General features: G+C 44.0%; 36 protein-coding genes, 1 tRNA gene and 4 pseudogenes. 34 read left to right on the plus strand and 7 right to left on the minus strand.

What is annotated here, in order from left to right; translation table 11 throughout:
• Nucleotides 1–42: 42 nt before the first annotated feature.
• On the minus strand, nt 43–549 hold the full coding sequence (locus ACRQ5D_RS10590; RefSeq protein ID WP_431199537.1) for a hypothetical protein: 507 nt from the start codon (nt 547–549) through the stop codon (nt 43–45).
• Nucleotides 550–878: 329 nt separating this feature from the next.
• Here ACRQ5D_RS10590 and ACRQ5D_RS10595 point away from each other — a divergent pair.
• From ACRQ5D_RS10595 to ACRQ5D_RS10605, 3 genes and pseudogenes are all read left to right on the plus strand, one after another.
• Nucleotides 879–1,288, plus strand: a pseudogene (locus tag ACRQ5D_RS10595) (DEAD/DEAH box helicase); the annotation flags it as partial.
• Nucleotides 1,289–1,312: 24 nt separating this feature from the next.
• The gene (locus ACRQ5D_RS10600) at nt 1,313–1,810 is read left to right on the plus strand and encodes an endonuclease domain-containing protein (protein ID WP_432329747.1); all 498 of its coding nucleotides are present in this window, start codon (nt 1,313–1,315) and stop codon (nt 1,808–1,810) included.
• Nucleotides 1,807–3,774, plus strand: coding sequence for a ligase-associated DNA damage response DEXH box helicase (locus tag ACRQ5D_RS10605; protein WP_431200764.1), 1,968 nt, complete (start codon nt 1,807–1,809; stop codon nt 3,772–3,774). The genes ACRQ5D_RS10600 and ACRQ5D_RS10605 overlap by 4 nt, the downstream gene beginning before the upstream one ends.
• 65 nt (nt 3,775–3,839) lie before the next feature.
• On the opposite strand, the gene abc-f is transcribed toward ACRQ5D_RS10605, so the two are convergent.
• Together abc-f and ACRQ5D_RS10615 are read right to left on the minus strand one after the other, a co-directional pair.
• Nucleotides 3,840–5,429, minus strand: coding sequence for a ribosomal protection-like ABC-F family protein (abc-f, locus tag ACRQ5D_RS10610; protein WP_091173100.1), 1,590 nt, complete (start codon nt 5,427–5,429; stop codon nt 3,840–3,842).
• A 241-nt stretch (nt 5,430–5,670) separates the two neighbouring features.
• On the minus strand, nt 5,671–6,285 hold the full coding sequence (locus tag ACRQ5D_RS10615) for a DUF1349 domain-containing protein (RefSeq protein WP_091173098.1): 615 nt from the start codon (nt 6,283–6,285) through the stop codon (nt 5,671–5,673).
• A gap of 168 nt (nt 6,286–6,453) precedes the next feature.
• On the opposite strand from ACRQ5D_RS10615, the gene ACRQ5D_RS10620 reads away from it, so the two are divergent.
• The 3 genes from ACRQ5D_RS10620 to ACRQ5D_RS10630 all read left to right on the plus strand — a co-directional run bounded on the left by ACRQ5D_RS10620 (nt 6,454) and on the right by ACRQ5D_RS10630 (nt 7,652).
• Nucleotides 6,454–6,711, plus strand: a complete 258-nt coding sequence (locus ACRQ5D_RS10620) for a hypothetical protein (protein WP_091173095.1) — start codon at nt 6,454–6,456, stop codon at nt 6,709–6,711.
• A 163-nt stretch (nt 6,712–6,874) separates the two neighbouring features.
• Nucleotides 6,875–7,426 (plus strand): SDR family NAD(P)-dependent oxidoreductase, encoded by a 552-nt coding sequence (locus ACRQ5D_RS10625; RefSeq protein ID WP_432328847.1) that lies wholly within the window; start codon nt 6,875–6,877, stop codon nt 7,424–7,426.
• The gene (locus tag ACRQ5D_RS10630) at nt 7,386–7,652 is read left to right on the plus strand and encodes an SDR family oxidoreductase (protein ID WP_432328849.1); all 267 of its coding nucleotides are present in this window, start codon (nt 7,386–7,388) and stop codon (nt 7,650–7,652) included. Before ACRQ5D_RS10625 ends, ACRQ5D_RS10630 begins: the two co-directional genes overlap by 41 nt.
• Before the next feature lie 175 nt (nt 7,653–7,827).
• Here ACRQ5D_RS10630 and ACRQ5D_RS10635 read toward each other — a convergent pair.
• Together ACRQ5D_RS10635 and ACRQ5D_RS10640 are read right to left on the minus strand one after the other, a co-directional pair.
• Nucleotides 7,828–8,276 (minus strand): annotated as a pseudogene (locus tag ACRQ5D_RS10635) (methyltransferase); the annotation flags it as partial.
• Nucleotides 8,277–8,317: 41 nt separating this feature from the next.
• Nucleotides 8,318–8,749, minus strand: coding sequence for a methyltransferase family protein (locus ACRQ5D_RS10640; protein ID WP_431199541.1), 432 nt, complete (start codon nt 8,747–8,749; stop codon nt 8,318–8,320).
• A gap of 433 nt (nt 8,750–9,182) precedes the next feature.
• Here ACRQ5D_RS10640 and ACRQ5D_RS10645 point away from each other — a divergent pair, with 433 nt between their 5' ends.
• The gene (locus ACRQ5D_RS10645) at nt 9,183–9,947 is read left to right on the plus strand and encodes a DUF4382 domain-containing protein (protein ID WP_091173087.1); all 765 of its coding nucleotides are present in this window, start codon (nt 9,183–9,185) and stop codon (nt 9,945–9,947) included.
• Nucleotides 9,948–10,273: 326 nt separating this feature from the next.
• Nucleotides 10,274–11,908, plus strand: coding sequence for an ABC-F family ATP-binding cassette domain-containing protein (locus tag ACRQ5D_RS10650; RefSeq protein ID WP_091173085.1), 1,635 nt, complete (start codon nt 10,274–10,276; stop codon nt 11,906–11,908).
• Nucleotides 11,909–12,041: 133 nt separating this feature from the next.
• On the opposite strand, the pseudogene ACRQ5D_RS10655 reads toward ACRQ5D_RS10650, so the two are convergent.
• Together ACRQ5D_RS10655 and ACRQ5D_RS10660 are read right to left on the minus strand one after the other, a co-directional pair.
• A pseudogene (locus ACRQ5D_RS10655) lies at nt 12,042–12,910 on the minus strand (DUF7003 family protein).
• A gap of 234 nt (nt 12,911–13,144) precedes the next feature.
• On the minus strand, nt 13,145–13,510 hold the full coding sequence (locus ACRQ5D_RS10660; protein ID WP_432328852.1) for a hypothetical protein: 366 nt from the start codon (nt 13,508–13,510) through the stop codon (nt 13,145–13,147).
• Nucleotides 13,511–13,639: 129 nt separating this feature from the next.
• Here ACRQ5D_RS10660 and ACRQ5D_RS10665 point away from each other — a divergent pair, with 129 nt between their 5' ends.
• From ACRQ5D_RS10665 to ACRQ5D_RS10790, 26 genes and pseudogenes are all read left to right on the plus strand, one after another.
• The gene (locus tag ACRQ5D_RS10665) at nt 13,640–13,879 is read left to right on the plus strand and encodes a hypothetical protein (protein ID WP_432328853.1); all 240 of its coding nucleotides are present in this window, start codon (nt 13,640–13,642) and stop codon (nt 13,877–13,879) included.
• Nucleotides 13,880–13,882: 3 nt separating this feature from the next.
• A complete protein-coding gene (locus ACRQ5D_RS10670) occupies nt 13,883–14,125 on the plus strand; it encodes a hypothetical protein (protein WP_432328855.1) in 243 nt (80 codons plus the stop codon).
• 183 nt (nt 14,126–14,308) lie between these two features.
• Complete coding sequence (locus ACRQ5D_RS10675; protein ID WP_432329749.1) at nt 14,309–14,494, plus strand: response regulator transcription factor; 186 nt, start codon at nt 14,309–14,311, stop codon at nt 14,492–14,494.
• A gap of 150 nt (nt 14,495–14,644) precedes the next feature.
• Nucleotides 14,645–15,094: a hypothetical protein gene (locus ACRQ5D_RS10680; RefSeq protein ID WP_432328857.1), complete on the plus strand. Its 450-nt coding sequence runs from the start codon at nt 14,645–14,647 to the stop codon at nt 15,092–15,094.
• Nucleotides 15,095–15,301: 207 nt separating this feature from the next.
• Nucleotides 15,302–15,395, plus strand: a tRNA-OTHER gene (locus ACRQ5D_RS10685).
• A 141-nt stretch (nt 15,396–15,536) separates the two neighbouring features.
• Nucleotides 15,537–15,719: a hypothetical protein gene (locus tag ACRQ5D_RS10690; RefSeq protein WP_432328858.1), complete on the plus strand. Its 183-nt coding sequence runs from the start codon at nt 15,537–15,539 to the stop codon at nt 15,717–15,719.
• Nucleotides 15,720–15,730: 11 nt separating this feature from the next.
• Complete coding sequence (locus ACRQ5D_RS10695) at nt 15,731–16,075, plus strand: hypothetical protein (RefSeq protein ID WP_432328860.1); 345 nt, start codon at nt 15,731–15,733, stop codon at nt 16,073–16,075.
• A 24-nt stretch (nt 16,076–16,099) separates the two neighbouring features.
• Nucleotides 16,100–16,351 (plus strand): hypothetical protein, encoded by a 252-nt coding sequence (locus ACRQ5D_RS10700; RefSeq protein ID WP_432328862.1) that lies wholly within the window; start codon nt 16,100–16,102, stop codon nt 16,349–16,351.
• 16 nt (nt 16,352–16,367) lie between these two features.
• Nucleotides 16,368–17,114 (plus strand): hypothetical protein, encoded by a 747-nt coding sequence (locus ACRQ5D_RS10705; RefSeq protein WP_432328863.1) that lies wholly within the window; start codon nt 16,368–16,370, stop codon nt 17,112–17,114.
• A gap of 12 nt (nt 17,115–17,126) precedes the next feature.
• Nucleotides 17,127–17,270, plus strand: a complete 144-nt coding sequence (locus tag ACRQ5D_RS10710; RefSeq protein ID WP_432328865.1) for a hypothetical protein — start codon at nt 17,127–17,129, stop codon at nt 17,268–17,270.
• A complete protein-coding gene (locus ACRQ5D_RS10715) occupies nt 17,251–17,433 on the plus strand; it encodes a hypothetical protein (protein WP_432328867.1) in 183 nt (60 codons plus the stop codon). Before ACRQ5D_RS10710 ends, ACRQ5D_RS10715 begins: the two co-directional genes overlap by 20 nt.
• A 93-nt stretch (nt 17,434–17,526) precedes the next feature.
• A pseudogene (gene dnaG / locus ACRQ5D_RS10720) lies at nt 17,527–18,573 on the plus strand (DNA primase); the annotation flags it as partial.
• Nucleotides 18,570–18,776: a hypothetical protein gene (locus ACRQ5D_RS10725; protein ID WP_432328869.1), complete on the plus strand. Its 207-nt coding sequence runs from the start codon at nt 18,570–18,572 to the stop codon at nt 18,774–18,776. The pseudogene dnaG and the gene ACRQ5D_RS10725, both read left to right, overlap by 4 nt.
• Nucleotides 18,776–19,267, plus strand: a complete 492-nt coding sequence (locus ACRQ5D_RS10730; RefSeq protein ID WP_432328871.1) for a hypothetical protein — start codon at nt 18,776–18,778, stop codon at nt 19,265–19,267. Before ACRQ5D_RS10725 ends, ACRQ5D_RS10730 begins: the two co-directional genes overlap by 1 nt.
• Before the next feature lie 20 nt (nt 19,268–19,287).
• Nucleotides 19,288–19,506: a hypothetical protein gene (locus ACRQ5D_RS10735; protein WP_432328872.1), complete on the plus strand. Its 219-nt coding sequence runs from the start codon at nt 19,288–19,290 to the stop codon at nt 19,504–19,506.
• Nucleotides 19,506–22,058, plus strand: a complete 2,553-nt coding sequence (locus tag ACRQ5D_RS10740; RefSeq protein WP_432328874.1) for a hypothetical protein — start codon at nt 19,506–19,508, stop codon at nt 22,056–22,058. Before ACRQ5D_RS10735 ends, ACRQ5D_RS10740 begins: the two co-directional genes overlap by 1 nt.
• An 18-nt stretch (nt 22,059–22,076) precedes the next feature.
• Nucleotides 22,077–22,334, plus strand: coding sequence for a hypothetical protein (locus ACRQ5D_RS10745; RefSeq protein ID WP_432328876.1), 258 nt, complete (start codon nt 22,077–22,079; stop codon nt 22,332–22,334).
• Between the two features lie 25 nt (nt 22,335–22,359).
• Complete coding sequence (locus ACRQ5D_RS10750; RefSeq protein ID WP_432328877.1) at nt 22,360–22,755, plus strand: DUF2528 family protein; 396 nt, start codon at nt 22,360–22,362, stop codon at nt 22,753–22,755.
• Nucleotides 22,756–22,892: 137 nt separating this feature from the next.
• Nucleotides 22,893–23,114, plus strand: coding sequence for a hypothetical protein (locus ACRQ5D_RS10755; protein WP_432328879.1), 222 nt, complete (start codon nt 22,893–22,895; stop codon nt 23,112–23,114).
• Nucleotides 23,115–23,116: 2 nt separating this feature from the next.
• Nucleotides 23,117–23,449: a hypothetical protein gene (locus ACRQ5D_RS10760; RefSeq protein ID WP_432328880.1), complete on the plus strand. Its 333-nt coding sequence runs from the start codon at nt 23,117–23,119 to the stop codon at nt 23,447–23,449.
• A 10-nt stretch (nt 23,450–23,459) separates the two neighbouring features.
• Nucleotides 23,460–23,687: a hypothetical protein gene (locus ACRQ5D_RS10765; RefSeq protein WP_432328882.1), complete on the plus strand. Its 228-nt coding sequence runs from the start codon at nt 23,460–23,462 to the stop codon at nt 23,685–23,687.
• A gap of 38 nt (nt 23,688–23,725) precedes the next feature.
• On the plus strand, nt 23,726–24,157 hold the full coding sequence (locus ACRQ5D_RS10770; protein ID WP_432328883.1) for a hypothetical protein: 432 nt from the start codon (nt 23,726–23,728) through the stop codon (nt 24,155–24,157).
• Nucleotides 24,158–24,403: 246 nt separating this feature from the next.
• Nucleotides 24,404–24,988, plus strand: coding sequence for a hypothetical protein (locus ACRQ5D_RS10775; protein WP_432328885.1), 585 nt, complete (start codon nt 24,404–24,406; stop codon nt 24,986–24,988).
• A gap of 136 nt (nt 24,989–25,124) precedes the next feature.
• Nucleotides 25,125–25,406: a hypothetical protein gene (locus ACRQ5D_RS10780; RefSeq protein ID WP_432328886.1), complete on the plus strand. Its 282-nt coding sequence runs from the start codon at nt 25,125–25,127 to the stop codon at nt 25,404–25,406.
• A gap of 4 nt (nt 25,407–25,410) precedes the next feature.
• The gene (locus tag ACRQ5D_RS10785) at nt 25,411–25,773 is read left to right on the plus strand and encodes a hypothetical protein (RefSeq protein WP_432328888.1); all 363 of its coding nucleotides are present in this window, start codon (nt 25,411–25,413) and stop codon (nt 25,771–25,773) included.
• A gap of 27 nt (nt 25,774–25,800) precedes the next feature.
• The gene (locus ACRQ5D_RS10790) at nt 25,801–26,604 is read left to right on the plus strand and encodes a hypothetical protein (protein WP_432328890.1); all 804 of its coding nucleotides are present in this window, start codon (nt 25,801–25,803) and stop codon (nt 26,602–26,604) included.
• Nucleotides 26,605–26,829: the final 225 nt, after the last annotated feature.

Below are 26,829 nucleotides of genomic sequence, written 5' to 3' on the forward strand. Positions count from 1 at the left end.
GTATGCCCAGGACGCAATTATATGTTTCTACGTCGAAAAAAATCAATGCATATTCAAATAAGCCACTGCAGTATCATTGGCTTTATGTACTACCACGCCAACGCAACGGCCGCTGCTATCTATTTCAAAAGAAATCCCTTTACCCGGATCGGTGTAAATCTGCACCTTGCCGCCATTGTTGGTATAGGTAGAGGTTAGCTTTAATGCATAGTATTTTTGAACATCCTGTTTGGTTGAACCTACACGTACGCCCTCACCGGTTTTAAACCGCGGCGATGTTATGAGGATCTTTTGTATATGACTTATTGATTCATCCTTACCGCCCATGTTGCGGTGCGAAAAAACTGCGGTACGATAACGGGTAATATCATGTTTGGCAAACCAGACCATCAATGAACTGCCCATGGCCGCGTCGGAGCTATCAGGCTTGCCCAATTGCTTTATCACATTTTGCACATCATCATTTAAAATAATATGCCCGATGCTTTTGCCGGGAGTTATCAGCCAGTCAGAGTGAACGGTGTTGGCCGTATTGGTATCGGATGCCATGGTATGGTGGACGGAGGTATCGTTTTTATTGCCTGAATGCTGGCCTGTGGTATCCCTGGGTACGTGATTGGTATCGGCTAAAGTTGTTTCTTTTTTGAATTGTTGCCGCAGGCCAAAAGGCAGATGGCTATCGAAATGATTATTAAGCTATTTCTGATCGTCATATTACCATAACCAATTTAATAGTTATTTTGTTGGCTCGATTATTTGTGCAATAACCAAACAACAAAAATTTTGTTAACAGGATAATGATAAGCAAAGGCCAACAGGTTATACAGCAATGGTACATGGAAAAAAACTGGGAGCAGTTCCCTTTCCAGGCCGAAATGATGGAGGCATACCTTGGCGGCTATTCAGGCTTGTTGAATGCTCCCACGGGCAGCGGTAAAACCTTTGCTTTGTTCCTGCCTTTTCTGGCAGGGTTCATCAATACACATCCCGATACCTATAAAACAAAACAAAATAATGGTTTGCTGATGCTTTGGATAACGCCATTACGGGCGCTTACCAACGATATCCGCAAAGCCATGCAGGAAGCCTGCGATGAGATCGGCTTACCATGGCGCATAGCTACCCGCACAGGGGATACCCCTGCTGCCGAAAAACAGGCCCTCAAAAAAAGCTGCCCGAAGTACTGCTTACCACGCCCGAAAGCCTTCACCTCATGCTGGCCCAAAAGGAATATCCTAAACTGTTTAGTCAGCTGCAGGTAGTTGTAATTGATGAATGGCACGAGTTGTTGGGTACGAAGAGGGGAGTGCAGGTGGAGCTGGGTTTGTCCAGATTAAAGCACCTCACCCCAACCCTCTCCAAAGGAGAGGGAGCCGAAAAGTTAGATACTGAAGTAAAAGAAAAATATCCCGGCTATCATACAACCGATGCTTTGAGCTGGCAGGCAAATATTGATAATGCAAAGTTTATGCGTCATCAACCTACCGAAGCTGAAAATATTTTGTGGCAATTATTGAGAGGTAAAAGGACGGGATATAAATTCAGTAGGCAACATCTTGTGTTGAATTATATGCCAGATTTTATTTGCCTTGAGAAGAAATTGATTGTTGAGGTTGATGGAGGATATCATAACAGCATAGAGCAACAACATTTAGACGAAGAAAGGACAGCATATTTAAATTCACAGGGATATACGGTGCTGAGATATACTAATGATGAAGTGTTGCAAAGTCCTGAAAAGGTAATTGATTCCATTAAGCAATATTTAGAAAAAGCTCCCTCCCCCTCGGGGAGGGTTGGGGTGCGGTGAAAATCTGGGGCATCTCCGCAACCATTGGCAATCTTGAACAGGCTGCCGAAGTTTTATTAGGAAATGATTTTCCGATGGAACAGGTTAAAATGGTACGCGCTAACCTGGAGAAGAAGCTGGATATCCGGTCTATTATTCCACAGAATATTGAGAATTACTCCTGGGCGGGGCATATCGGGTTAAAGCTGCTGCCCGAGGTGATGGAGATAGTTGCCAAAAGTAAAACAACACTGATATTTACCAATACCCGCTCTCAATCGGAGATCTGGTACCATGCCATTTTGGATAATTACCCCGAGTATGCAGGCATCATGGCTATGCACCATGGCTCATTGGATAACGAGCTGCGCAACTGGGTAGAAGCCGCCCTGCACGCCGAAGCGCTAAAATTGGTGGTGTGCACCTCAAGTTTGGACCTGGGGGTTGATTTTCGCCCTGTAGATACCGTTGTACAGGTTGGCAGTCCCAAAGGTGTTGCCCGTTTTATGCAACGCGCAGGGCGAAGCGGGCACCATCCTGGAGCGACATCTCTGGCTTATTTTGTACCCACGCACTCGCTCGAGTTATTGGAGGGCGCGGCGCTGAAGGAAGCTATTAAGGATAAGATTTTTGAAAGCCGCGATCCGATGCTGCTTACCATGGATGTGCTAATCCAGTACATGGTGACACTGGCCGTGTCTGATGGTTTTTACGCCGATGAACTGTTTAAGGAGGTTAAAACCACCTATGCCTTTGCTGATCTGAGCAGGAACGAATTTGGTCAGCTACTTGATTTTATTACCAGCGGCGGCAAAACGCTTGCCCAGTATGATGAATTTTTAAAAGTTGAGGTCGAAAACGGATTGTATAAAGTAAATAGCCGCAGAGTAGCCATGCGGCACCGGCTTAGTATTGGTACCATTACCAGTGAATTGAGTATCCGTGTTAAATGGTTAAGCGGCGGTAGTCTGGGTACTATTGAAGAGTCGTTTGTATCCAAACTAAGGCCTGGTAATACTTTTTGGTTTGCTGGCCGGAGCTTGGAGTTTGTACGGGTGAAAGAAATGACAGCCTACGTTAAAAAATCCAACTCAACCAAAGGCATCATCCCGAGTTGGAACGGGGGACGCATGCCGTTATCATCGCAACTGGCGGCTGTATTCAGGCTTAAGCTGGATGAGGTGGCGCATGGCATCGAAAAAGATGTTGAAGTTAAAGCTTTGAAGCCGCTTTTTGATTTGCAGCAACAGTTATCGCACCTGCCGCAAAGCCATGAGTTTTTGATCGAGTCATTTAAATCAAAAGAGGGGCACCACTTGCTGTTTTACCCTTTTGAGGGACGATTGGTTCACGAAGGTATGGCATCGCTGCTGGCCTATCGCATCAGTAAAATAAGGCCTGCAAGTTTTTCTATCGCCATGAATGATTACGGCTTTGAATTGCTTACCGACGAAGATATACCTATTGAAGAAGCACTGGAGGATACCGGCTTTTTTTCGATAGATAACCTGATAGATGATATTCAGCACAGTTTAAACGCCAATGAAATGGCCCGCCGCCGTTTCAGGGATATAGCACATATCGGTGGCTTGGTTTTCACGGGTTATCCCGGTCAGCAGGTAAAGAATAAGCATTTGCAGGCATCAACCTCGTTGCTGTTTGAAGTTTTCAGCGAGTATGAGCCGGATAACTTACTGGTACGCCAGGCCTATAACGAGGCTTTAGCCTTTCAATTAGAAGAGTTCAGGCTAAGGGCTGCTTTGCAACGGATCCAAACACAAAATATCATTTTGAAAGTGATTGAGCGACCAACACCTTTCGCCTTTCCGATCATGGTTGACAGTCTTGGCCGGGAAAAACTGACTACCGAGACCATGGAAGAGCGCATAGCCAAAATGGCCCGCAGCTACGGAGCAGAAGGTGTTCCCGAACCTGCAGAGCGGAAAAGCAGAAAGCCGGGGATCACAAGGAAGAAGGGGTTTTAAATAAATGAAAAACAAAAGAGGCCAGCTGTATGCAAAGCAAACGGTGGCCCCTTTTGTTCTATCTTTTACCTTATCAAAATCTCCTGTTCTACGTTTATCTCCTTTAAAAAATATTCATCGTGGGATACAACGATGAGCGTTCCCCGGTAATCGTTAATAGCTGCTGTTAAAATTTCGATGTTTTGAATATCGAGGTTATTGGTGGGCTCATCCAGGATGATCATATCTGGTGCCTGGTTGCTGATGGTTAATGAACAGAGCATCAGCCGCATTTTTTCGCCGCCGCTCAGTGCGCTGCATGGTTTATCCCAATACTCCTTAGTAAACAAAAACCTGTTGAGGCGAATTTTGATGTCGTGTTCTTGCAATACGCCCGAATTATATTCTTCTGCCTGTTCATAAACACTGAGCTTGTTATTGATGAGTGAATAATCCTGGTCGATATAAATGGCTTTAACCGCCGCGCGTTCTATTGTGCCCGATTGTGGTTTCAGTGAGCCCAACAACATCTTTATCAGCGTTGTTTTGCCCGAACCGTTTGCCCCTTTGATCACCAGCCTTTCGCCGCTGGCGATTTGAAAACTTAACGGCGACTTCCAGAGCTGCTGATCTCCGTATCCAAAGTTGAGGTCCTTAGCGGTAATCAGTACCTTCCCTTTATGTAGTGCCGAATTGTCAAAACCCATCTTCATTTTATCAATATCCGGCAACCGTGTACGCAGCCGGCTTAGTTCCTGTGCGATGGCATCAGTTTTTTCGGCATGGACACCCTTCATCTTCGAGGTGCTTTTTTCGGCGCTGTTTTTAAGTGTTTTCATCATGATGGTTGGCACGCCGGCTTTTTCCTGTTTCTTTTTACCGCGGGCATCCAGCTTTTGCTGCCGTTCAATCGATTCCCTTTCTGTGTCCTTAGCCTTGCGGAGCGCTTTTTCCCTGTTTCTTACATCCTGGTTCAGGGCATCGCTCTCCGCCATTTTTTGTTCGGCATAAAAATCGTAGTTTCCGCCGTAAACGGTTATGCCCCGCTTGCTAAGTTCGCAAACCGTATTAAGTAAGTTGAGTAAGGTACGGTCGTGACTAACCACCACCAGCGTATTATTGGTTGATTGGATATAATTATACAACAGCTCCCTGCTTGAATTATCCAAATGGTTGCTCGGCTCATCCAGCAAAACTATTTCGGGGCGATGAATGGCGATGCCTGCTAAAAATACTTTTGTTTTTTGCCCGCCGCTAAGCGTGCCCATTTTTTGCGAAAGATCAATATCCGTAAGCTGCCAATATATAAACGCTTCCTGGCAGCGTTCCTCAATAGCCCAGTCGTCATTGAGCAGGGTCATATTTTCGTCGGTAACATTGCCTTCAAGGATCTGCTTTACGGCATTTAGTTTATCGGCTATTTGCAGGGCTTCGGCAACGCTAAACGCATTGTACTGTCCAAAAATCTGGGGCACATAATATGGCTTTGAAGTAGTTTTTACTACGCCGCTTGCGGGTTGTAAGTTTCCGGCTAATATTTTAAGCAGGGTTGATTTCCCGGTACCGTTGTTGCCTATCAGGGCAATTTTATCGTTTTTATTGACTACGAGATCTATACCGGCAAATAAAAGATCACGGTTAGGGTGTATATAAGTGATATCGTGCAGAATAAGCATAATTTCTTTCTTTAAAGCGTGAATAATTACAGCATGCGTTGTGGTAACGGCGCTGTTTATCTGTCCTGAAAGAAATTATTTATCACATAAAGGGAATGGTTGGTTACCGGGGCAAAAATAATAAAAATGGTGGAAATGTAATGAAAGCGATATTCTTCCTCTTTCTACCATAATACTTTTAAAATAAAAAAGCCTTCAAACTCCAGTTCAAAGGCGTAGCTCTATCCATCTTCCGGCAAAATTACTTGCTGATCTTCTGTACTTTAAAATCTTCAAACTTTACATCAAAGCTTTGTTTACCCGGTGCTGCCGCAACCATGCCAATCATCGCTTTTACATTGGGCGGAAAGTAAGCCAGGCGGAGCATATCATATTTTTCACCATCGAACGAATATTTGATTTCTACGAAATCGCCTTTGCGCAGCAGTTTCAGCCAAACCGATTTGGGGCTGTCATGCCTCGGCACTACAGACCAGTCCGAAACTTCGCGGGTAACTACAGCGCTTACGTTTTGTACGCCGTCAACATATTCAATTCCGGTTTTTATCCAGTTTTTGTTATCTATCCTTACCATTAACCCGGCCTGGTGAAACAGCTCTTTGTAGGCCCCGGTAATTTTTACGCTGGCTTCAAAATCGCCTTCCTGTTCGGTAAAATAAAATGGACCGTTATCCCTGATAAAGCCATAATGTGTTATCCGCCAGTAATCGGTTGCGGGGTCAACGGTCATGTGCAGCGTACTGCCTTCTATTAATGATTTTTGAGGTTTACTGTACCATTGCATACTGTTTAAATTTTGTGCGAAACCAAATTTGCTGAGCAGGGCAAATAAGGTTAAAAAGGTTAGTTTTTTCATAGAGGTAAATTTATGATATATGATAATAAAGAATGAAGATAGTTTTAGGCTATAAATTTTTGTTTGGCCGGCCTTGTCACACCAAGCCTTGCAAGGCCAGAGAAGGGGTATTATTTATTAATTGTTAAAATATACTTAACTTAGTATTAAACAACATAAGCAAAATGTATGTCGAAGAACAAACTGCCGCTCTATGCTATAGTTGAATTATTGATGCGCCTTGCCGGTATCGATCCTCAAATCGGAAATTATAAAAATCATTCAGAACGCGGAGACAACGTTCTTGTAAAAACCACCAACGGCACTATTCAACTTTCAAGGGCCCTTGTTTTATCCCAGTTTCATAGGCCCGAAGACATTGAGAAACGCGAATTGGAATCCCTGGCTTCAAGGTTTAGAAGGAAACTGAGCAGGGCAAACAGGTGAAAGAAAAATCAGCCCCAAATCAAAGTAATAACCACATGGAGTATTTGTAATCTTTCGCAAAAAAACTGAATAGTTGTTTGACTGTGGGCTAATCGTCAATTTTTTAGAACAGCAGGTCTTATAGTTAAAAATTCAGGACATTTGCTTCTTAAAAGATTTGCTTATGAACCTCGGATTAGATCAAAAGGTAGCTGTAGTGCTGGCTGCAAGTAAAGGATTAGGAAAAGCCTCGGCAATGGCTTTATCAGCAGAAGGCGCGAAAGTCATCATCGGTTCCCGGAACGCGGCAGAACTTAACGAGGCCGCAGAAGACATCAGCTCAAAGACGGGCAATGAAGTGTCCTGCTTCCCGGTAGACGTTAGCAATAGCGAGCAATTGACTTCGTTTATAAATGGGGCGGGCAGCATATACGGACGGATAGATATATTGGTTAATAATGCCGGCGGGCCACCGTTCGGGAAGTTTGAGAGCTTTGACGACACACAATGGCAACAGGCTTATGAACAAAACTTGCTGAGTTTTGTTCGTACATCCCGGTTGGTATTACCGTTCATGAAAAAGGCAGGCAGCGGCCGTATTATCAATATCGTTAGCGGTTCGGTCAAGTCTGTATTGACCAACTCGGTGCTGTCTACCGCGATGCGTATGGGCGTAGTTGGTACGGCCAAAATGCTTGCCGACGAGATTAGGCGTTTATGGAATTACCGTCAATAACATTGCGCCGGGCCTTATTTTGACAGATCGGATCAGGCACACACTGCCCCAGGACGTGGACCCCGAAGAGGCAATTAAGGAAAAAGCTAAAAGCATTCCACTCAAACGCATTGGTAAGCCGGAAGAGTTTGCAGCCCTGGTAGCATTCCTTTCATCTGCCCAGGCGGCATACATCAGCGGGACAACCATACAGGTAGACGGAGGTGCCAGCCGTGCTATTTTTTAATTAGGTTCGAACTTTTTGCCTGTATTTCTTTTCCTCTCAGTAATATCGAACCCATGATCTATTTGTATGCAATTGCCGCGCTTGATGGCCCGGTTAATGGAATAATTGAAGTTGATTTAAACCCGGCAATATTTGCCCATCTGTTAAAGTCGGCAAATGTGTAATCAAATCCGGTACCTGTTTCAATAAGCATATTCAAGCTCATCATCATTCCAAAAACATTTTGTTTTCGCTCGCTATCTATTATGTTTTCGATAGCTACAAATGCTCCGTTGGCGGGGAGCGCGTCATAAGCTTTTTCATTAATGATATTTTATTTTCCTCGTCCCAATCATGCAGGATATTTCCCATTACAACAACATCAGCATTGGGTATCGGCATAGTGAAGAAGTTGCCGCTTGCTGTTTTTACCTGGTCGGATAGCCCGAATTGCTGTATAGTTGCGTTTGCGACAGGCTCAACCGGCGGAAGGTCAAAACTGGTGCAACGCATATGGGCATTATGCCTGGCAACCATCAATGAAAGTAGCCCGGCCGAACCGCCTACATCAATCAGTGTTTTATATTGGGTAAAATCAAATTTTTGAGCAAAGGCCATAAAGTTCCCCATTTGAATGCCACTCATTGCATTAATAAACCCTTTCAATTTTTCAGGATCTGAATATATTAAGCCAAAAAAATCCTCGCTTTTTTTATTTCGTTTTGCGGAAGCCCGGTAAGCAATCCTTCGCCCAGGCTACCCCAAAATGTATATAAACGATTATTCATCATTTCAAGGATGCCGCCAATATATGATGGCTTGTTTTTATCTAAAAATGTATCTGTGTCGAGAGAATTAGAATAAATAGCCGTATCCAAAATACCTTCACGCTTTAAAAAACCAAAAATGGTTAACGCATCTAAAAAATCGTAAACATTCCTGTCGGTACATTTAAGCCCTAAAATGTTTTTGATATCGTTGGCTTTCATGGTTTTCTTTTCGGCAAGCCGGGTGAACAATTGAAAACTTACGGCGGTTAAAAGGATTTTTGAGGCCCAAAACCCTGTGCCAATTTTCATAATGTTTTCGGGTGATGGCTGGTTAGGTTGCTGTTCCATTTTTTTAGTAATTATCGGTTTAAAACTGGTGATGCCTTTCGGCGAATTCTACCCGGGCGGGAGAAATTAATTATCTAAAATACAGGTATTTAATTTAAAAAGAAAGGGGGATTGATAATTGTGAAGAATGTATTTATGTTAATTGATTATACCTTTTTCTGTTCGGGCCAAATGGAGGCAAGGCATGATAATTTCTTCGAAATAATGAATTGTGCTATTAGCCGTGCCTTTATTGCTTAAAATGATATCAGTATTTGGAGTACCGCTACGAATGAAGGTACGACTGATTTGAGCAGGGTTTGCGGCAAAAGGGAATAATGCATCGGCGAAAAACCATTCCGCGGCTATTCGTCGACACAATTACCTCATTCATCGTCACATTGACACAAAAAATAGGCGGATTTGTTCCCTCAATAAACAAACTTTTTAAATCATGAAAAAGCTATTTTTATTTACTGCAGCCCTAAGCCTTATGCTCTTTTCCTGTAAAAAGGATAGTACCAATAACGGGAGTACCGCCCACGTGACCGTGAAGATGACCGATGCCCCCGGTGCTTTTGATGCCGTAATCCTGAATATCAAAAGTGTGATCATTGTAACCGACAAGGGTGAACAAACGCTCAATGTGGATGGAGGCGCGGTTGATATCCTGCGTTTCCGTTCGGGCCGTGATACTGTGCTGGCCGATCAGGATATCCCCGCAGGGACTATTCAGCAGGTGCGCCTGGTGTTGAACGACAGCGGTAACCGTGTGATTGTAGCCGGAGTATCATATGACCTGACTACGCCAAGTGGCCAGACCTCCGGCGTGAAGCTGAACGTTCATGATAAGCTTACCGCCGGTATCGCTTACACTATGCGTTTGGACTTCGACGCCGCACAATCCGTTGTACTTACCGGTAACGGCAAGTACATCCTCAAACCAGTGATCCGCGCAATTGCTACTGCCGCTTCGGGTGCACTGACCGGTGTAGTTAGCCCGGCCGCATCCTCACCAAAGGTATATGCTATTACAGGTGCCGACACCATTGGCTCAACTACAGATGCCACCGGTAAATATTATTTTCCTGGCCTCGCAGCAGGCAGTTACCAGGTGAAATTTGTGCCGGTTAGCCCCTATGCCATCAAAACAGTAACTAACATTTCGGTAACAAACGGCACCGTCACTGATATGGGAACGGTGAATATTACCCAGTAACCCTGGTTTACTATTAAAAGGAAACAGCGGAGATTCAGCGGATGGTTAGATGATCTCCGCACCGTTAACCTATATCTTGTAAAAAGCCTTTGATCTTCAGATTAAAGGCTTTTTAGTTGAAATTTGGCCTCAGTGAGGATATTTCTAAGCTCATAGCTTGCAGTGTTTCCTAAATTAGGCTATTTGCTATTTATTTTTTTGATATAGGTGGATTGCAAATCTTCAACATCGGTATAGGCAAACGCGGTTCGATAGCCTCTTCATAGTTCCTGCCATAATTCTATGTCTTTCACTTATCTTTGCGCAAAATTCAATATTACCATACAGTGATCAATGTCAACAACATCTCCGTTTCATTTGGCGGAACCACCTTATTTAGCGACGTAACCTTCTCTATCAATGAGAACGATAAGATAGCCCTGATGGGTAAGAATGGCGCAGGCAAGTCGACCATCCTCAAGATCATCGCCGGTGCGGCCAAACCTACGACCGGCAATGTAACCGGCCCTAAAGACGCGGTAATAGCGTATTTGCCGCAGCACTTGCTTACCCAGGATAACGTTACCGTTTTTGAGGAAACGATGAAAGCTTTTGACGAGGCTAATCAGATGCAGAAAGAGCTGGACGAAGTGAATGAGCAACTTAATATTCGTACCGATTACGACAGTGACGACTACATGAAGCTGATTGAGCGGGTATCGGAGCTGAGCGAAAAATTTTATTCGCAGGAGGAGGTGAATTATGATGCGGAGGTAGAAAAGGTATTGAAGGGTTTAGGTTTTGAACGCAAGGATTTTACCCGCCAAACTTCCGAGTTCTCGGGCGGCTGGCGTATGCGTATCGAGCTGGCCAAAATCCTGTTGAAGAAACCGGATTTGATCTTGCTGGATGAGCCTACCAACCACATGGATATTGAGAGTATACAATGGCTGGAAGATTTCCTGGTAAACTCGGCAAAGGCGGTGATGGTTATCTCCCACGATCGTACATTTGTTGATAACATCACCAACCGTACCATCGAGGTTACCATGGGCAGGATCTACGATTACAAAGCCAAGTACACCCATTACCTCCAGTTGCGTGCTGACCGCCGGGTACATCAATTAAAAGCATACGAAGAACAACAGCGTTTTATAGCCGATAACCAGGAATTTATTGACCGGTTCAGAGGCACGTACTCCAAAACTTTGCAGGTACAATCCCGCGTAAAAATGCTCGAAAAGCTTGAGGTTATTGAGATAGATGAAGTAGATACATCTGCCTTGCGATTGAAATTTCCGCCATCGCCACGTTCCGGTCAGTACCCGGTAATGGTTGAAGACCTGACAAAAACCTATGGCGATCATGTGGTGTTCCAAAAGGCAGCAATGGTGATTGAGCGGGGCGAAAAAGTGGCTTTTGTTGGTAAAAACGGAGAAGGCAAATCGACCATGATTAAAGCTATCATGGGCGAGATTGATTTTGAAGGTTCCTTAAAAGTAGGTCACAACGCCAAGATCGGCTACTTTGCCCAAAACCAAGCAGCTTTGTTAGACGAGAATTTGACCGTGTTTGATACTATCGACCAGATTCCCTTAAGCGATGGCACAGTAAAGATCAAAGATCTTTTGGGTGCATTTATGTTCAGCGGCGATGATACTACCAAAAAGGTTAAGGTACTTTCGGGCGGTGAGAAAACACGTTTAGCAATGATCAAACTGTTGCTGGAACCTGTAAACGTATTGATCCTGGATGAGCCAACCAACCACTTGGATATGAGAACCAAGGATATCATCAAAGATGCCCTAAGAGATTTCGACGGAACGCTTATCCTCGTATCTCACGACAGGGATTTCCTTGACGGGCTGGTGAAAAAGGTATTTGAGTTCGGAAATAAGCGTGTTCGTGAACATTTTGAGGATATTAAAGGATTTTTAGCTTATAAGAAAATGGATAGCTTGAAGCAGATTGAGCAGGGGTAAAAATTAGTGCATTTTTGCTGTAAAAGGAAAGCCTGCAATTATTTGCAGGCTTTCCTTTTACAATATTGTTTTGAGTAGTCGATACGTGAGTTGAATACTTAACGAAAGTTTTAAAAGCAATGTAAGGGAGCTATCATAAATTCCCCGACTCCCAGTTTGACCAATGGTTGTTTGGTTTGTTTTTCGGTTTCCAAAAACCAGGATTTCCAGTTACAAGCACTTTTGCAATCAACTGATAGGTTTCCTGGTTACTTGGCAAAATGTGTTTTTGATAAACACTCTCAAAATGAAACTTATCTATAATCGATATTTCAGGCAGGTCACTTGGCAAATGCGCTTTGATATCGTATTCGGTTGCATTCATAATTAAGGGGTGAGTTTCGCTAAAGTATCGTACTAACCCCTCAAAATTTATTAGGCGCTTCGGGTTATCGAAGGCCCTTGGCTTAATCCCAAAATGAGTATATTTTTTTCAATGTGTTCAATCTTAACCTTATGACCTCTCACAATAACATAGTTAGCGTTTGGATCAACTAACTCGAACTGTTCCATTTCCGACCCGCTTTTGTTTTGTATTCGCTCGTATTCTTCTCCAATAATTAATATTATACGACTTGCATTGGTAATATAATTCCGTTCAGGGTACTTATCTATAGGATAATTAATGCAGTTTCCTATATAGTCCAATTCGATCTCGGCATCACCACCACGGTTTGCGTAACCGTTTTTTTCAAAAACAATTGCCCAACGACTTGCATCCGCATAAAGATGGATACGATTACCCGCTGTAGCAAAATAGCCATGTTCAAGGTCAAAAAAGAAATTGTATTTAATATCATCTTTCTTCCCAGCCGGGTAATATTCGCTCGGAATACCTTTAAAGGCAAGATCCAACTGAGTAAGTATTTCTTTTTCGGTGAAGCTTGTTTTAAAAAAAGTATTAGTGACGCCTGAAAACAATAAAGCAAGTGTCAATAAGCCAATGATAAGAATCGGTTTCATGAAACTAAAGTTAATTTATTCAGTAAGAATTACGAAAGCTTTTGAATTTTCATCTAAAGCTTCTCATATTATTTTTTCTCGCTTTCGGTGTTATCACCGAACTACTTTAACGTTCCAATAACGACAAAAGCCTTGAGACTTCCGTCTAAAGGCTTTTGTCTTAGGATGTGGTCCCGACGAGAACGATTTTGCTCTTAATAATCAGTTGTTTATAGTGAAATGTTGTTTTTTTGACTACTTATCTGCCAGCCGCTGTTCGAGCAAGGCGTTATACTTAACTAAAATGTCCGTGTATTTTTCCAGTACATCTTCATACTTCCTTCTATAGTCGAGTTCATCATTATTCGTTTCTGACTGCGTTTTATAGGGTACATACGGATCGTGAACAACGTTCTTTAGCGCTGCTAATTCGGGTACTTCGCTATGAAAATCGTACTTCAATGCCTTGGCGTATTCTGCCATCTTTTCTAAAGGCAATTGCTCTTCCTGGAAATGTCTATAAATTGTCTTAACCGTCCATGGTAGTTTTTGGGACAGTAAGGTGACATTCACCCTTTCTTTTCGGATGTATTTTTCAAGTACAGCACCTCTGTTTACCATAGCATTACAAAGTAACTTCATAAGGTGTGACATTTTTTTCCGAAATAATTTGCAAATGTCCCATATATGTCATATTATTGGGACATAATTAGGACATTATATGTTTTTAATCAATACCGATTTATAAGTATGCTCGATCAAACCACACTTTCAGAGTTAAAAACCAAAATGCCGAGAGGCTATTTAAAGCTGGTTGCGTCCAAATACGAGGCAGTAAATGGATCGCCCGTTAGTCGCAAAACAGTAGATAGATTTTTCAGAGGTGAAACCTCTAATCCTGCCATACACCAGGCTGTATTGGGAGTTATCGACGATCAGGCAAGCTTAATGGAGCAAACCATGGAGGTTATTAAAACTACAGAAGCTTAAGCCATGGCCAACCAAACCACCCTATCACAAATTAAACAGCCAGTTTACCAACGGGTAACCGCAGGGTTATTCGGTAACGAAGTAGAGATATTTTATTACGGCACCGAAGTATATGCCATTTACCAGGGGCAGAGGCTTGCATTTAACGCATGGCCGCAGCACTTATTTGATTGCCTTGCTGCCGATCTGATCAAGCACCCGCTGGCTATGGATGCGCTCGACAGAATTGAATGTTACAGAGCTTAGGGATCGCGTTTGGATTTATGCCCGCTGCCGTTTCGGAAGTTTTGACGGAAAGCCGGATATCAGTGCCGACGGCAAAGTACACCACACCGAATATTACGATTGCGGCCTACGCGGCGAATGCAGCTTTGAAGGGCGGATCTGTTCGCATATGAAAGTTGAGCAGGGATACCTTACCCCCGTGAGATAGATATCATGCGCCTTGCTGCCGAAGATTTCATGAATAAGGAAATCGCCCACCAACTGAACATTTCAGTAAAAACGGTGCCTGTACACAAGCGCAATATGATCAGGAAAATAGGGGGACGGCGCAACGGTGATATTATCAGGTTCGCTGTTGAGCACAACATTACCCATAACAAACAAGCCTAAATAACAAGTCCCCGCCGTGGAGGGCAGGGACTATAAATAAAATGCTAATTAACCGATCAACGCTTTTGCCTTTTACGCTAAACGTTATAACTCAAAGGAAACTAAAATTTTCCTATATAGCTATAAAGTGCAGCAAATTGTATCAAAAGCGTGAAAAATTTTTCACACGTTATGATTTACGCTAAAGCTAATTACACTCAGGATAACCATGTATCAATGGTTATCTGCTATCCCGACAGCCAGGATAACAAAACAGTTACCGTAGCTAATGAAAGTGAGGGCAGGCGCATTGTTTACTTCCACAACAGGCAATACTTCAAATTACAGCTAACCGAATGGTTAGGGCAGCGGATAAACGCCCTGAACCATGCCGAGGTTGTTGATGAAGACCGGATAACCCTTGCCGAAACACTGATTGAGTGTATAAACAAACACAGCAACGCTTTGCATCCGCAATGCCGAAAGATCATCGAAAAAACACCGCTGCTTTTAAAGCTTGCCCCCTCAGCGCAAAGCCGGCATTACGACAAATACCGATCAGACATTTTACCAATTATACAATTCTGCCACGACCTGCAAGGCATCCCATTTCAGGCATAGGCATCAAAATATAGGGGCTGTTCTTTATGCGGTTAGGAAGACGAGCTTAACTGTTTTGGAAAACCGGTACCCCGCCGGCATTTAAAACAACTATGATGGCGGCCGTGCAGGTGGGATGTGTAGTTGGATGGCCTGGGCGATGGCAGGAGGCCAGGAGAAGTGAGGTTGATAAAGCGCCCCGGTGTAATGGGCCGGGGCAAAAAAGTCATCAGGGTGGCGAAATGGTAAACGTAGCAGTTAGCTGTGGGTGACAAAGATATAGCGCGGTATCTCACCATTGCGGGTTCGACTCCCGCCCCTGAAACAAAGGCAAGGCTTGAAAGGCAGTTACTAAGCCGTAAGGCGATAGCACCCAAGTAGACACCTGCCTAATTGTGATAAGGTTTAGGTTAGGCCCCCGAAATGCGAGATCGAGGGGGCTTTTTTAAAAAGCAAATCAATTATGGAGTACAGAACTAACTATATAAAAGACATCGAGCAGGGCGAGGTGCTGGCCAATTTAGGACAGATACAGAATATCACTGAATACGCTAATTGCTGGATAGTAACGGTAAAAACACAGGATGATTTAATCATGGCCATGAAGTACCCAAAATCAAAAATCCTCATCACTGTACACGAATAGCGAGTAATCAAATGAAAAAACACTTTTTAGTTAAAGCTTACAAAATGGCAGCAGGCGACCGTTTCGGAATGGGGAATACCACCGCTAACGGTTTCTACACCTTTTACTGCTGTACCCTGGCTGATCTGTTTAAAACTATCCGCATTATAACCCCTCAAGGTTACCGGGTACCCAAAGCAGCTACGCTAAGCAAGCGACTAAGAAACGGAGCTGTGATTGAAGGCCGCAACCTTTTGCGCAATAAAACAATGGAGGTGAAGGAAATTAAGGAGCCCGTTGCAGTAACGCAAGTAGTAACATGGACAAACAGGAATAACCTAACCCACGACCTGAAGCTCACTGAAGCTGAATTTTAACCCGCAACTAATCAATTAAACTATATGGGCACTATAACAACCGAAAAAGCCGAGATATTGAATAATGATCCGGCATTCCTGCAATGGCTGCACGAACTAACCGTAGTGGGCTACAGCCGTGACATTGTCATCCCGGCCGATCATTCCGATGTGATCCAGTACATCTATTTAACTACCGAAAGCATTGATCATGCCCTTGATATGTATCAAAAATTCAGGATCAGGTGGGATGTTTTAACCAATGGAGGCACTGAGCCGTGCCGCGATAGGAGCTAATTCAACTAAATAATATATGAATAATACTTACAACCTAAGCCAGTCCGAGCGGGTATATCTCGGGCGTGTCGGCACCACAAAAACAATCACCCTGCCATCCCGCGCAACTGAATCATCACGCCCGGCAAGGCGTAAAACCGAAAAACCTAAAGCAGATCTGCAAAATCTGATGGACACGGATGTAAACTTTAAAAAGTGGATCGTTGGGTTTACACAGGCCGGCATCGATAGCCGTATCGTTATCAAATTTGATAAGTCGGACGTGATCGAATATATCTATTTGAGCGAATCTGCCACAATGGATAAGGCGTTGGAGCTTTATCAGCAGCTCACCGCAAAACGTGTAGATGGCAATCCTAAAAACGCCGGCCGCAAGCGCCTGGATGATGCTGTACGCGAAGAGCGGGAAGAGAAGCGAAAAGGCGTTATTGTCAACCATCGCAAGCAACTGGACGAAAGCCGTCGCGAAAGAAAACAAGCCAAAAGGCAGCATGAGGCGCAGGTAGCCGAAAAGCATAAGCAAATTTTAACCGACCGCGAAAGACTTCAATCATTGCAAAACAAAGCGGCAACAGATAACGGCGCTGCAACGGAAGAAAAACTTCCCGATGGCTGCACTATAGTGGCCGGCATGTTCGCCCAGCGGGGCAAAACAGCCATCCGCATTAATGCCAAAACCATCATTTACGTGAAAAACGGGCACAGCATACTGCATGCCATCGAAAAACACCTGCTACACCAAAAACTACAATTAGCCATTTAAAAACCTAATGATATGATCCTGACAATTATCCTGGTTGCGGGCGTCAATGTGGCGATGATCCTGATTAAAGCCGCCGACGATCACAAACAAAAGCAACGCGCCAAACAAGCTCACGAACGCTATAAAGCCCAATGCCATGCCAAAACAAGTACTTAAAACTATCGGCCGGCCCAGCTTCAGCACCTCGTTTATGTGGGTGCTGGGCTTCGGTTACAAAAGCTATCTCCTTAACCAGGGTGGTAATAACGTGGTAAGGATCACGCAAACGATACTGCCGCTTTGCGTGATTGAACGAGTGCAACTATATCAAAAACAATAACCTTATGATCTCACAAGACACTATCGACAAAGTGCGGGAGGTTGACCTGCTAACGGTGATATCCAAATACGCCGCCGTTAAAAAAAGGGCGCTAATCATTTCGGCCCCTGCCCTTTTCACAATGAAAAGTCGGCCAGCTTTTCTTTCAGCCCGGTAAAAAACATGTATAAATGTTTTGGTTGCGGCGCGGGCGGTAATAACCCGGTTGCCTTTATCATGGCTAAGGAAAACATGGATTTCCCGACTGCTGTAAAATATTTGGCCGACTGGTTTAACATCACCGTTGAAGAAACCAGGACGGACGAGCCCGATGAAGTGCGCAGCAAGCGCGCCGATCAGCTCGAACTAATGAAGTACGCGGCCGAAAAATACCGCAAAAACCTGTTCAACATGATCAGGATGCAAACGGCCGAACAGCCGATGGAAGCAGGATCACCGGTAACCGAGCTGCTGTTAAACCGCCGTTTAACTACCGAAACCATCATCCAGTTTCAAATCGGATACGCACCAAAAGAGCGGTTTTTAGCACCAAACATCAAAGAGCGCGGCTTGCTGATCCCCGCCGAAGAAATAGGCCTGGTTAAAGTGGGCGATAACGGTAGTTACGACATCCAGCGCGAACGGATCATTTTCCCGATCCAAAACGAGCGGGGCGAAATAGTAGGCATAGGGGGCCGTAAAATGGAAGATGGTAAAAAGGATAACCCTAAATACATCAACAGCCCCGAAAGCCTGATATACAATAAAAGCAAGGTGCTTTACGGACTTTTCCAGGCAGGACCTCACATCCGCAAAATGAAGTTTGCTTGTGTGGTTGAGGGCTACTATGATGTAACCGGCTTCCATCAGGCAGGTATGCCCAATACCGTAGCGCCTTGCGGCACCTCATTTACCGAAGAGCAGGCCAAAATCTTAAAGAAATACACTAACCATGTGGTATTGATACGCGATAGCGATGATGCCGGCAACAAAGCCAATATGCGCGATGTAGACATGCTGCTGAAACAGGGCTTTAAAGTTGATATCTGCCTGCTCCCTACCGGGGAAGATCCTGACAGTTTCGCCCGCAATATGCAGCCAGGGGAAACCGAGCCCGAACCGCAGGAAGATGAACAGGAAGAAATGGAGGTAGCGGCATGACAAGAGCAGATTTTGAAGCCGGTAAACCTTTTGAAATTAATGAATTGTACGAGTTTAAAAAGGTGGAGAGTAGACTTTTAAAAAGCGGATACTCATTCGCTCAGATTTTGGAGATTGACAATGAAGGTTTTGAAATCTCAACTTTTCCATTCAAACAAATACGAATTAACTTTTCTGACTGCACCCTAATTGAACCCAAATAATGAGCCAACAACTTCCAGGCATTACGGAGGATTATTTTTTATCCGGCCAGCCATTTTACTATCAAAATACACCGGCATTTATATACCGCTTTTCAGCCGATGACAACAATGCCAAACGCGGCATCCTTATTTCTGATCAGCGGAGCAAGCCGCAGCACGTTAACGCCATCCATGATAAAGGCTTTACCATGCTCGTAATCAATAAGCCCATGAATGTGCGCTTTAGCGACTGCCATACACCGGTAAACAGGATGAAAAAGAACGACCTGCTTAACGAGAAAACATTCATTTACCGGGGCACATTTACCCACTTAACGGACAAGCAGCTTCAGTTCGATAGGGCTAAGAACCTGATCATCGAGGCTAAAGAAAATCAGCTGTTAACGATCCAAACTATCCAGGATGAAAAATTTGCCGTGATCGTGCGCGGCTTTGGCGTCATCCCGATTTACTATCACGAATGCGAGTTAATCGCGGAAACTTCTAAATAACATGGGCCAAAAACTAACTATTGAATTTAACCCAGGTGACGAGATTGGCGGTAACCAACAGCTTTCATTTTGATAACGGGATAAAGGTTGTGCATGCAATTCAAGCATTGCAATATTTAAATAAACACCTCAATGAAAAATTGATTGAGTACGGAAAGAGCAAAGGATATGACAATAATAAGCCAACCTCTGAAATAGCCTCTTTTATCGAGAACCTTAATGTTGAGGAACTTTTCTAATGTCTACACCCCTACTAAACTATATAAACCTGAATAAACAGGACGCGGTTGTTTTCAAAGCCAAAACCCTGTACGCCGCTGCCGGCGAAGATATCCATCTGCAAACGGAGGCCGTTAGCAGCATAAAGCTGATGCTTGCCTCTATTGATGATGATATCCTGGCCGATTTTTACATCAAACGTATTTCGCAGGAGATCGGTACCGCTAAAAACGCCCTGGCAAAAGGTGTTAAATCGGTACAGGATACCGAGCGGCGGAAGCACGAAGAACAGCACGTAGCTGAGGGCAAACAGGCTTTCCCCGCCTGGGTAAATAAAGACCGGGCTAATACCATCGGTTTCGACTGGAAGGTTGATACCGTAAACCCCGACTATACCGGCATCTATTTCCGCGAAAATAATAACTACATGAGGCGGCTTACCAATTTTACTATAAAGCCGATTTTGCAGGTGATCAGTCATAAAGATGACGGCCGGCGTAGGCTAACCGAGATCAGTAACGGCTATACCAAACAGGTTTTTGAGCTGCCCAGCTCGGCATTTACCAGTACGGTAAAGTTTGAAACGATGTTGATGGATTTCGGGGTATACTTCTGTGAAGAGGGTTTTACCCAAAGCCACCTAAACCGTATCAAGTCTTTTTTCCTGGGCCAGTATTCCCGCGGTTATGAGCTCACTACTTTGGGATGGCAGGACGAGGGCTTTTTCGCCTTTAGTAACGCGCTTTTTAAGGATGGTGTGAAATATTACAACGAATACGGCATAGCCGAGGTTGACGGCACCAAATACCTGAGCATGGGCTCGAGCAATATACTCGAGGGGCTTCGCGCCGGTACCGACAGGTATAAAAACGACCGGCATTTAAAGTACATCACATCGCCCGTCGGGTTTAAAGATTGGTGTGCCCTGATGCTGAAGGTTTATGGCAAACGTGCTATGATGGGTATTGCCTGGGCTTTATTGGCTCCTAACCGCGATATCGTGCTGTCACGCTCAAAATATTGCCCGCTGCCATATTGCTACGGATCGGCCGGATCGGGTAAATCAAAATTTGTTGAATCGATCATAGCGGTTTTCCTGCATGATCTTTCGCTCATCAACCTTAACCAGGTATCCATATTCGCGTTTTGGGCATCGGTAAGCCGTTTTAAAAACGTACCGATGGGTTATAACGAGTTTGACCCGCAGGCAATACCTGAGCCAATTACCAAAGCTTTTAAGGGTATGGCCGAAAACGAGGGCAGGCAAAAGGGATCAGGCAAAGGCAATGATACCGAAACCCAGGAAGTAAACTGCCTGCCTATGCTGTTGGGCCAATATGCCGCTACTATAGATGACGGATCGATTATGAGCCGTACGCTTGCTGAGCGTTTTGTAGAAAACAACGATTATACCGATGAAGAGCGCGATAATTTCGACAAGCTGAAAGCTTACGAAAAGGCCGGAATTACAGGGCTGTCAACGGTGATCATCGAAGAGCGCCCGATGATCGAGGATAACTACCTGTCGACCTTTAAGGACGTAATGAGCAAACTGAATGCTGATTTCAAGGAAGAGGGCTATACACCTAAAACGCGTGTGGTAGAAAATTACACCGTGGTTTTAACGCTCATGAAGCTTTACCAGGGCGCTATTGACCTTCCTTTTACCTATGATGATTTTTATGCCTACTGCAAAGATCAGATTCGCAACCTGAACACCGTTATTGCCGAAAGCAACACCCTCGGCGAGTTTTGGAAAGTGGTTGAATCGTTATCTGACCGGGTTGACGGGCTTTGCCTTGAGCCGGGATGGGATTATAAAATTGAGACTGTAACGGAGTTGAAAGGCGTGTTAGCCGAAGGTGCTTCCAAAAAGGTGATCAGTTTTGATAAGCCCACCCGGCTTTTGTTTATGCGCTTTACCAATGTTTACCCGGCCTACGCTAAAGAAAAACGCAATGTTACCGGTAAGGTAGCTATTAATGAAAGCACCGTTAAAGCGTACCTAACCGAGCAAAAACACTTTATAGGCACATCTGCCGGCAGCATATTCAAAAGCAAAAAAACAGGGCTTAAAAAGAACACCAGTAGCATGGTGTTTAACTATGAAACCCTGCTGTTAAATGACATCAACCTGATGGAAAGCGTCGGCGATGATGACCGCGTCCTGGTAACTATCGACGGCCACGTTGAACGTGATGCCTTCATACAGCACCTGTTAAATACCGAAAAAGTGGTTTTCATGCTGACTAAGGACGAAAGCTATCAGCGGGATAATGTGAGGGTCGAAAAGATCACTAAAACCAAATGTTTTTGGACTGATCTTTCACAGGCCAATAATCTGAAGCTGGGCGACGAGATCAGGGTAACCGGCTTGCTGAGTATCCAGGGCGAAAAGCAATGGCGCAACCTCGAGGTACAAAGCATTGAAGTTATCAGGCAGGTACCCCGCGAAGCAACCCCGGCCGCGCCCGCCAATCCATACGCGCCGCCATCACCGGTAAACACCCAATTATCATTTGATCGCATCGATCCGCCGGGTGATGACGATAATCAAACCGACCTTTTTTAACCTTCTAAATAATCAATAATGTACGACGAAAAGCAAGTAAAAACCCTCATCAAAAAATACAGGCAGTACCGCAACTATCAAACAAAGCTCGAAGAGCTGCGCGGCAAAGGCGAACGCGCACCGGGTAAACAAAATATCAAGCCAATGAAAGCGCTCCTGGCCAACATCAACGGTGTACGTAAAGAAATGGACGCCCTGGTAAATGATATGCAGCCGCTTAATATAAAGCCTAAAAAGGCGCTTGTGAAAGGCGATCCGACCGGATTGGTAAACTAAATAGTAACAATTTAAACCGAAAATAATGGCTAAGAAAATGTATGAAATTGAGTACGGTCCTACCTGGTGGGAATGTACCGTAGTGGTTGACCACACCCCGGAAGTTGATAACGCTATCAGGGAGATGGTTGAATTTTGGGGCGGATGGGAAAACCTTTTGAAGGAAAACAAGGGCGATTACACCAAAACCTTTTTAAAAGGGCTTGCCCGCGACATCAACTATATCCAGGCCGAATATGACTATAACCTTACCGGGGTTATCCAGGAATATGCCGAAGGCCGCGAAGGATGGTGCAAAATGGATGGCAGCGCCGGTATTGAGATCACGGCCATTGATGATTTTGATTTTTCTTACGATCAGTATGTCGTTTCAGATGGCCTGCCGGTAGATGATGAGGAGGAACCATCAAATGCCAATTAAAAAATTTAAGGTAACCGCTACCCGAACCGATGTATATGAGATTGAGCTCGACGATGAAAAGTTTAACGACGAGATGGCGGGAGGCATTTAGGCAAGTATTTTTCGACCTCGAGGACCTACCGGCCATTGCCGAAAATTTGGCCTTCCATCAGCTTCGCTTTGGTTCTCATCATCGGTTTATAGAGGGATACGGCCCGGTATTAAGAAATGGAGAACTTCCATTTTCGAGAGCAGATTTCGACGCAGAGGGCAAATTGTTGCCTGAAGATAAAAGGGAACAGGCAGCTGAAGGAATTAATGTCATTATCAAGTCTGAAGATGATGATTATGAGTTTGACGTCGAAGAAATAACCAACTAACAATGCCCTGCAATTACAACGATTACCCGCCCAATTGGAAACAGATCCGGCATCGCATTTTGGTGCGGGCGGGTGATTGTTGCGAAGAATGCGGGATAGTAAACCATACGCGCCGCCGGTCAGATAAACCTAACAGACATGGCATTTATCAATTCAGTTACGTGGTGCTTACTATAGCCCACCTCGACCATGATAAAGAAAACTGGGAGGTAACCGATGACCGGCTAAAAGCGCTCTGCCAGCGCTGCCATTTAAAGTATGATTTGCCCAGGCATATAGCCAACAGAAAATACGGCCGCAATCACAACGGCCGGCATCAATACAAACTTTTATAAACTAACTTTTATGAGGAAAGAACGACCTATTCTATTCAGCACCCCAATGGTGCAGGCCTTGTTAGCCGGCCGCAAAACCATGACCCGGCGGGTTATAGATGAACCGTGGCTAATCACTTTTTTAGATAATATTGAAAATTACTACAGCAAGCCTGAGTTACCTAATACGCTCAAACGGATAGTTACCGATAAAAAAAGGACGGTAGTTTTGAAGTGCCTTGCAAGAACGGCCAAATAGGTGAGCTTATTTGGGTTCGTGAAGAGCATAATATTACTTTGAACGGTAACTATGTTCAGTGCATATTTAAAGACCTCGGGTATATAATGCTTCCTTTTAGTGAAATATCTGAAAAGACATTAAGCAACATAAAGAAGAGGAAGACATTAGGTCATTGGCAAAGGGCACGCTTTTTACCAAAGGAATTTTCGCGCATTTGGCTTGAAATTACTGATATCAGAATTGACCGATTAAATGATATCACTGAAGCAGATGCAATTGCCGAAGGAGTTGAAATAGTAAGTCACGACGGCCTTTACAAACATTATTATGACAAAAATTTCGAGTTTGAAAGTTCGGTTGAATCATTTACCACATTGTGGGTATCGATTAATGGCCTATCATCCTGGGAAAAGAACCCTTGGGTATGGGTAATAAGCTTCAAAGCTTTATCAACTAATGGCAAGCCAGAAAACGTCGAAAATAGTTAAAATGGCAAGGATAAAGGTTGACGCCTACACCAGCTATTTCGGCGGGAAATCCGGTTCGGGTACTTACCAAAGTATCATAAACCGGATTCCCCGCACGAGGTATTCTTTAGCCTGTGCCTGGGCAATTGCGGCATCACACGGCATATCAAACCGGCAAAGCTTAATTTTCTTAACGATATCGACCCGCAGGTAATAGCATCGTGGCAAAATGCGGTACGTGATCATGATCATTACCATTTGCTTAATATGGATGCCGAAGACGTGCTCCGGTACCTCATCGCACATAAATACGATACTGCAGCCACGTTTATTTACATCGATCTGCCTTATTTGTTCAGCACCCGGAAAGGGCAGCGCCCGGTTTACCGCTTTGAGGCTGATGAATTTAAGCACATAGCGGTGATCAAAGCTACCAGGGCCTTGAAACACGCCCGGGTAATGTTTAGCCATTATCCTAATGATCTGTACGATGAAATGCTGGCAGGGTGGCAAACCTTCAACTTTATGAGTACCACCCGTAAAGGCCAGGTTTTGGAGCGGATCTATTACAACTACGAGCTTACCGATCAGCTGCATGATTACAGCTACATAGGCGAAGACTTCAGGGAGCGGGAAGCTTTGAGCCGGGTAAAGAAAAACTTTATCCGAAAACTAAAGCGCCTCGATCCGCAATTACGCAACGCCATATTGCAAGATCTTACATCGCAAAAAAATGCGCTATTGGCCAACATCGGAAAAAAGTGCGATGATGCATTGAACGGGTATTCCGTCGATTTTATATACGTTGATGAAGCCCGTCACCTGGTTTCATCGCAAAATAAGGAGGTGTGATATCACAACAATTAATTATGAAAAAGCGATACATAATATTTTTCAGAGAGGACTGCGTAAAGCTGCATGAAATAGTAGATAACTACGGCAATATAATATTCCTGCCGTTTGCTGAATTTGTTTTTAGCCGATAGATATGCATAATCAGGGCTTACTATTCAATGTGCCGGAAAAACTCATTTTCAAGGCCAATAAAAAGAAACCGGCCGAGTTGGAGATCAACCGTATAAACCGGAAGGTAGCCCGGCGGCGCTACTACCTGCATAAACAGTTACCTGATGACTTTACAGTATTTGCGGCCGGGCGTCGGATCAAATGCGAATACCAAAGCTTTATGGACATACCCGTCGGCCCGCGCTGGTATGTAAGCGAACTAATCAAAATGGGCTACGAAATACAGTTTAAACTTAATTTTTAATTATATGAGCGAAACAAACAAAAGGGCTTTTACAACAATCATCCCAGGACACCACTATAAGGTACCTGTTTACAAAGTAGCACCCAACACCGGTATCCAGGCAACCGGCGAAATGTGTAATATCATATTTGTAAGGGGCAGTAAAGTGATCCACGAAAACCGGGAGCCCGCACTGGAAGGCACACTGCATGAACACCTGATCACGGTAATGATTGAAGACCTAAAGCTAAAACACGCCGAATTTCCGTCGAAAGAAACTGCCTGCGCTATCACCAACCTTGAACAGGCCCGCCAATGGATGGAAGAGCGCGAAAAGGCCCGCGCTGCCCAGGGTGTTTTAGGCACCTATCAACCGCATAAATCTTAATTTTTAATAACTAATAACTAAAAACAAATGACAACTACAACACACGGAGCATCATTGCTGAGAGAAATTGAAAACATCGCTAATGTATTTTTAGAGGATATGACCTACAGCGACCAAAAAGAACAGCAACTGCGCGATTTAGGCTTTACCCAAAGCACCTACATTGAAGAAGCTCAAGACTATCGCCAATTTCATGACCTGGCTATCGATTATAATCAGAAGTACCCTGACAGCATTTATTTAACAGAAAGGCAGTATAAAATAATGCTAAAGCATTACGAACTTTTTGGCTATTCAATTAGCGAATGCAAAACAGATATTCCTGATGAGATACTCGGCGATTTGCTTAACATTGAGGTTGAAATGGGAATAGTTGCTAAGGGAAAAGATAAAGTTTTTAATGCGTGGTATGATGAGGTTAAAAAAATGTCTTATTCGCTTTATAGAGACATTATTATCGGTGGGCATGGTTACGGTAAAGAGGCATCAGTTAGACATGGTGTGGTGGAGAATGTTATCTATGCGCCAACGTATCCAGTGCTTATGAAAAATGTATTAAACCCAAATCCGCTTGTTCGTTGGGCTGATGGATCAATCGCCAATGCCCTGGGGATACCACAATTAACAACGGGCACCGATACGATGGATGATAAAAAGAAAAAGCATCTCGAAAAATTGCCGATAACCTTAGCCGAAATCAAAAAAGAATACCCATCGGCTTTAGTTTATCTACGAGATAATATTGCAGATAAGCCGGGAGAGCAAACCAATCACCTTATCGCCTTGAAGGTTGAAGGCGGTTACTTCATCCTTACGCATTGGGAAGGATAAACCAAAAAATAAGAGCCCCGAAAGGGGCTTTTTTATTTTATAAAAATAAAGACTACCAATTTTGTAGGCAATCAGCTTTTTTAATAAAAAGCACCCAAAATGCCGGTTTCACTCCAACAGCTCCAATAAAATAGCCCCTGTTTCCAATCAAATTGGAAATTTGCTACTATGTCGTTTTTTAGACAAAAGTGCGTTTTTAGCCAAAAAACAGGGGTACATAGCGAA

Source organism: Mucilaginibacter sp. P25 (genome assembly GCF_050859465.1).
Classification (GTDB): Bacteria; Bacteroidota; Bacteroidia; order Sphingobacteriales; family Sphingobacteriaceae; genus Mucilaginibacter; species Mucilaginibacter gossypii.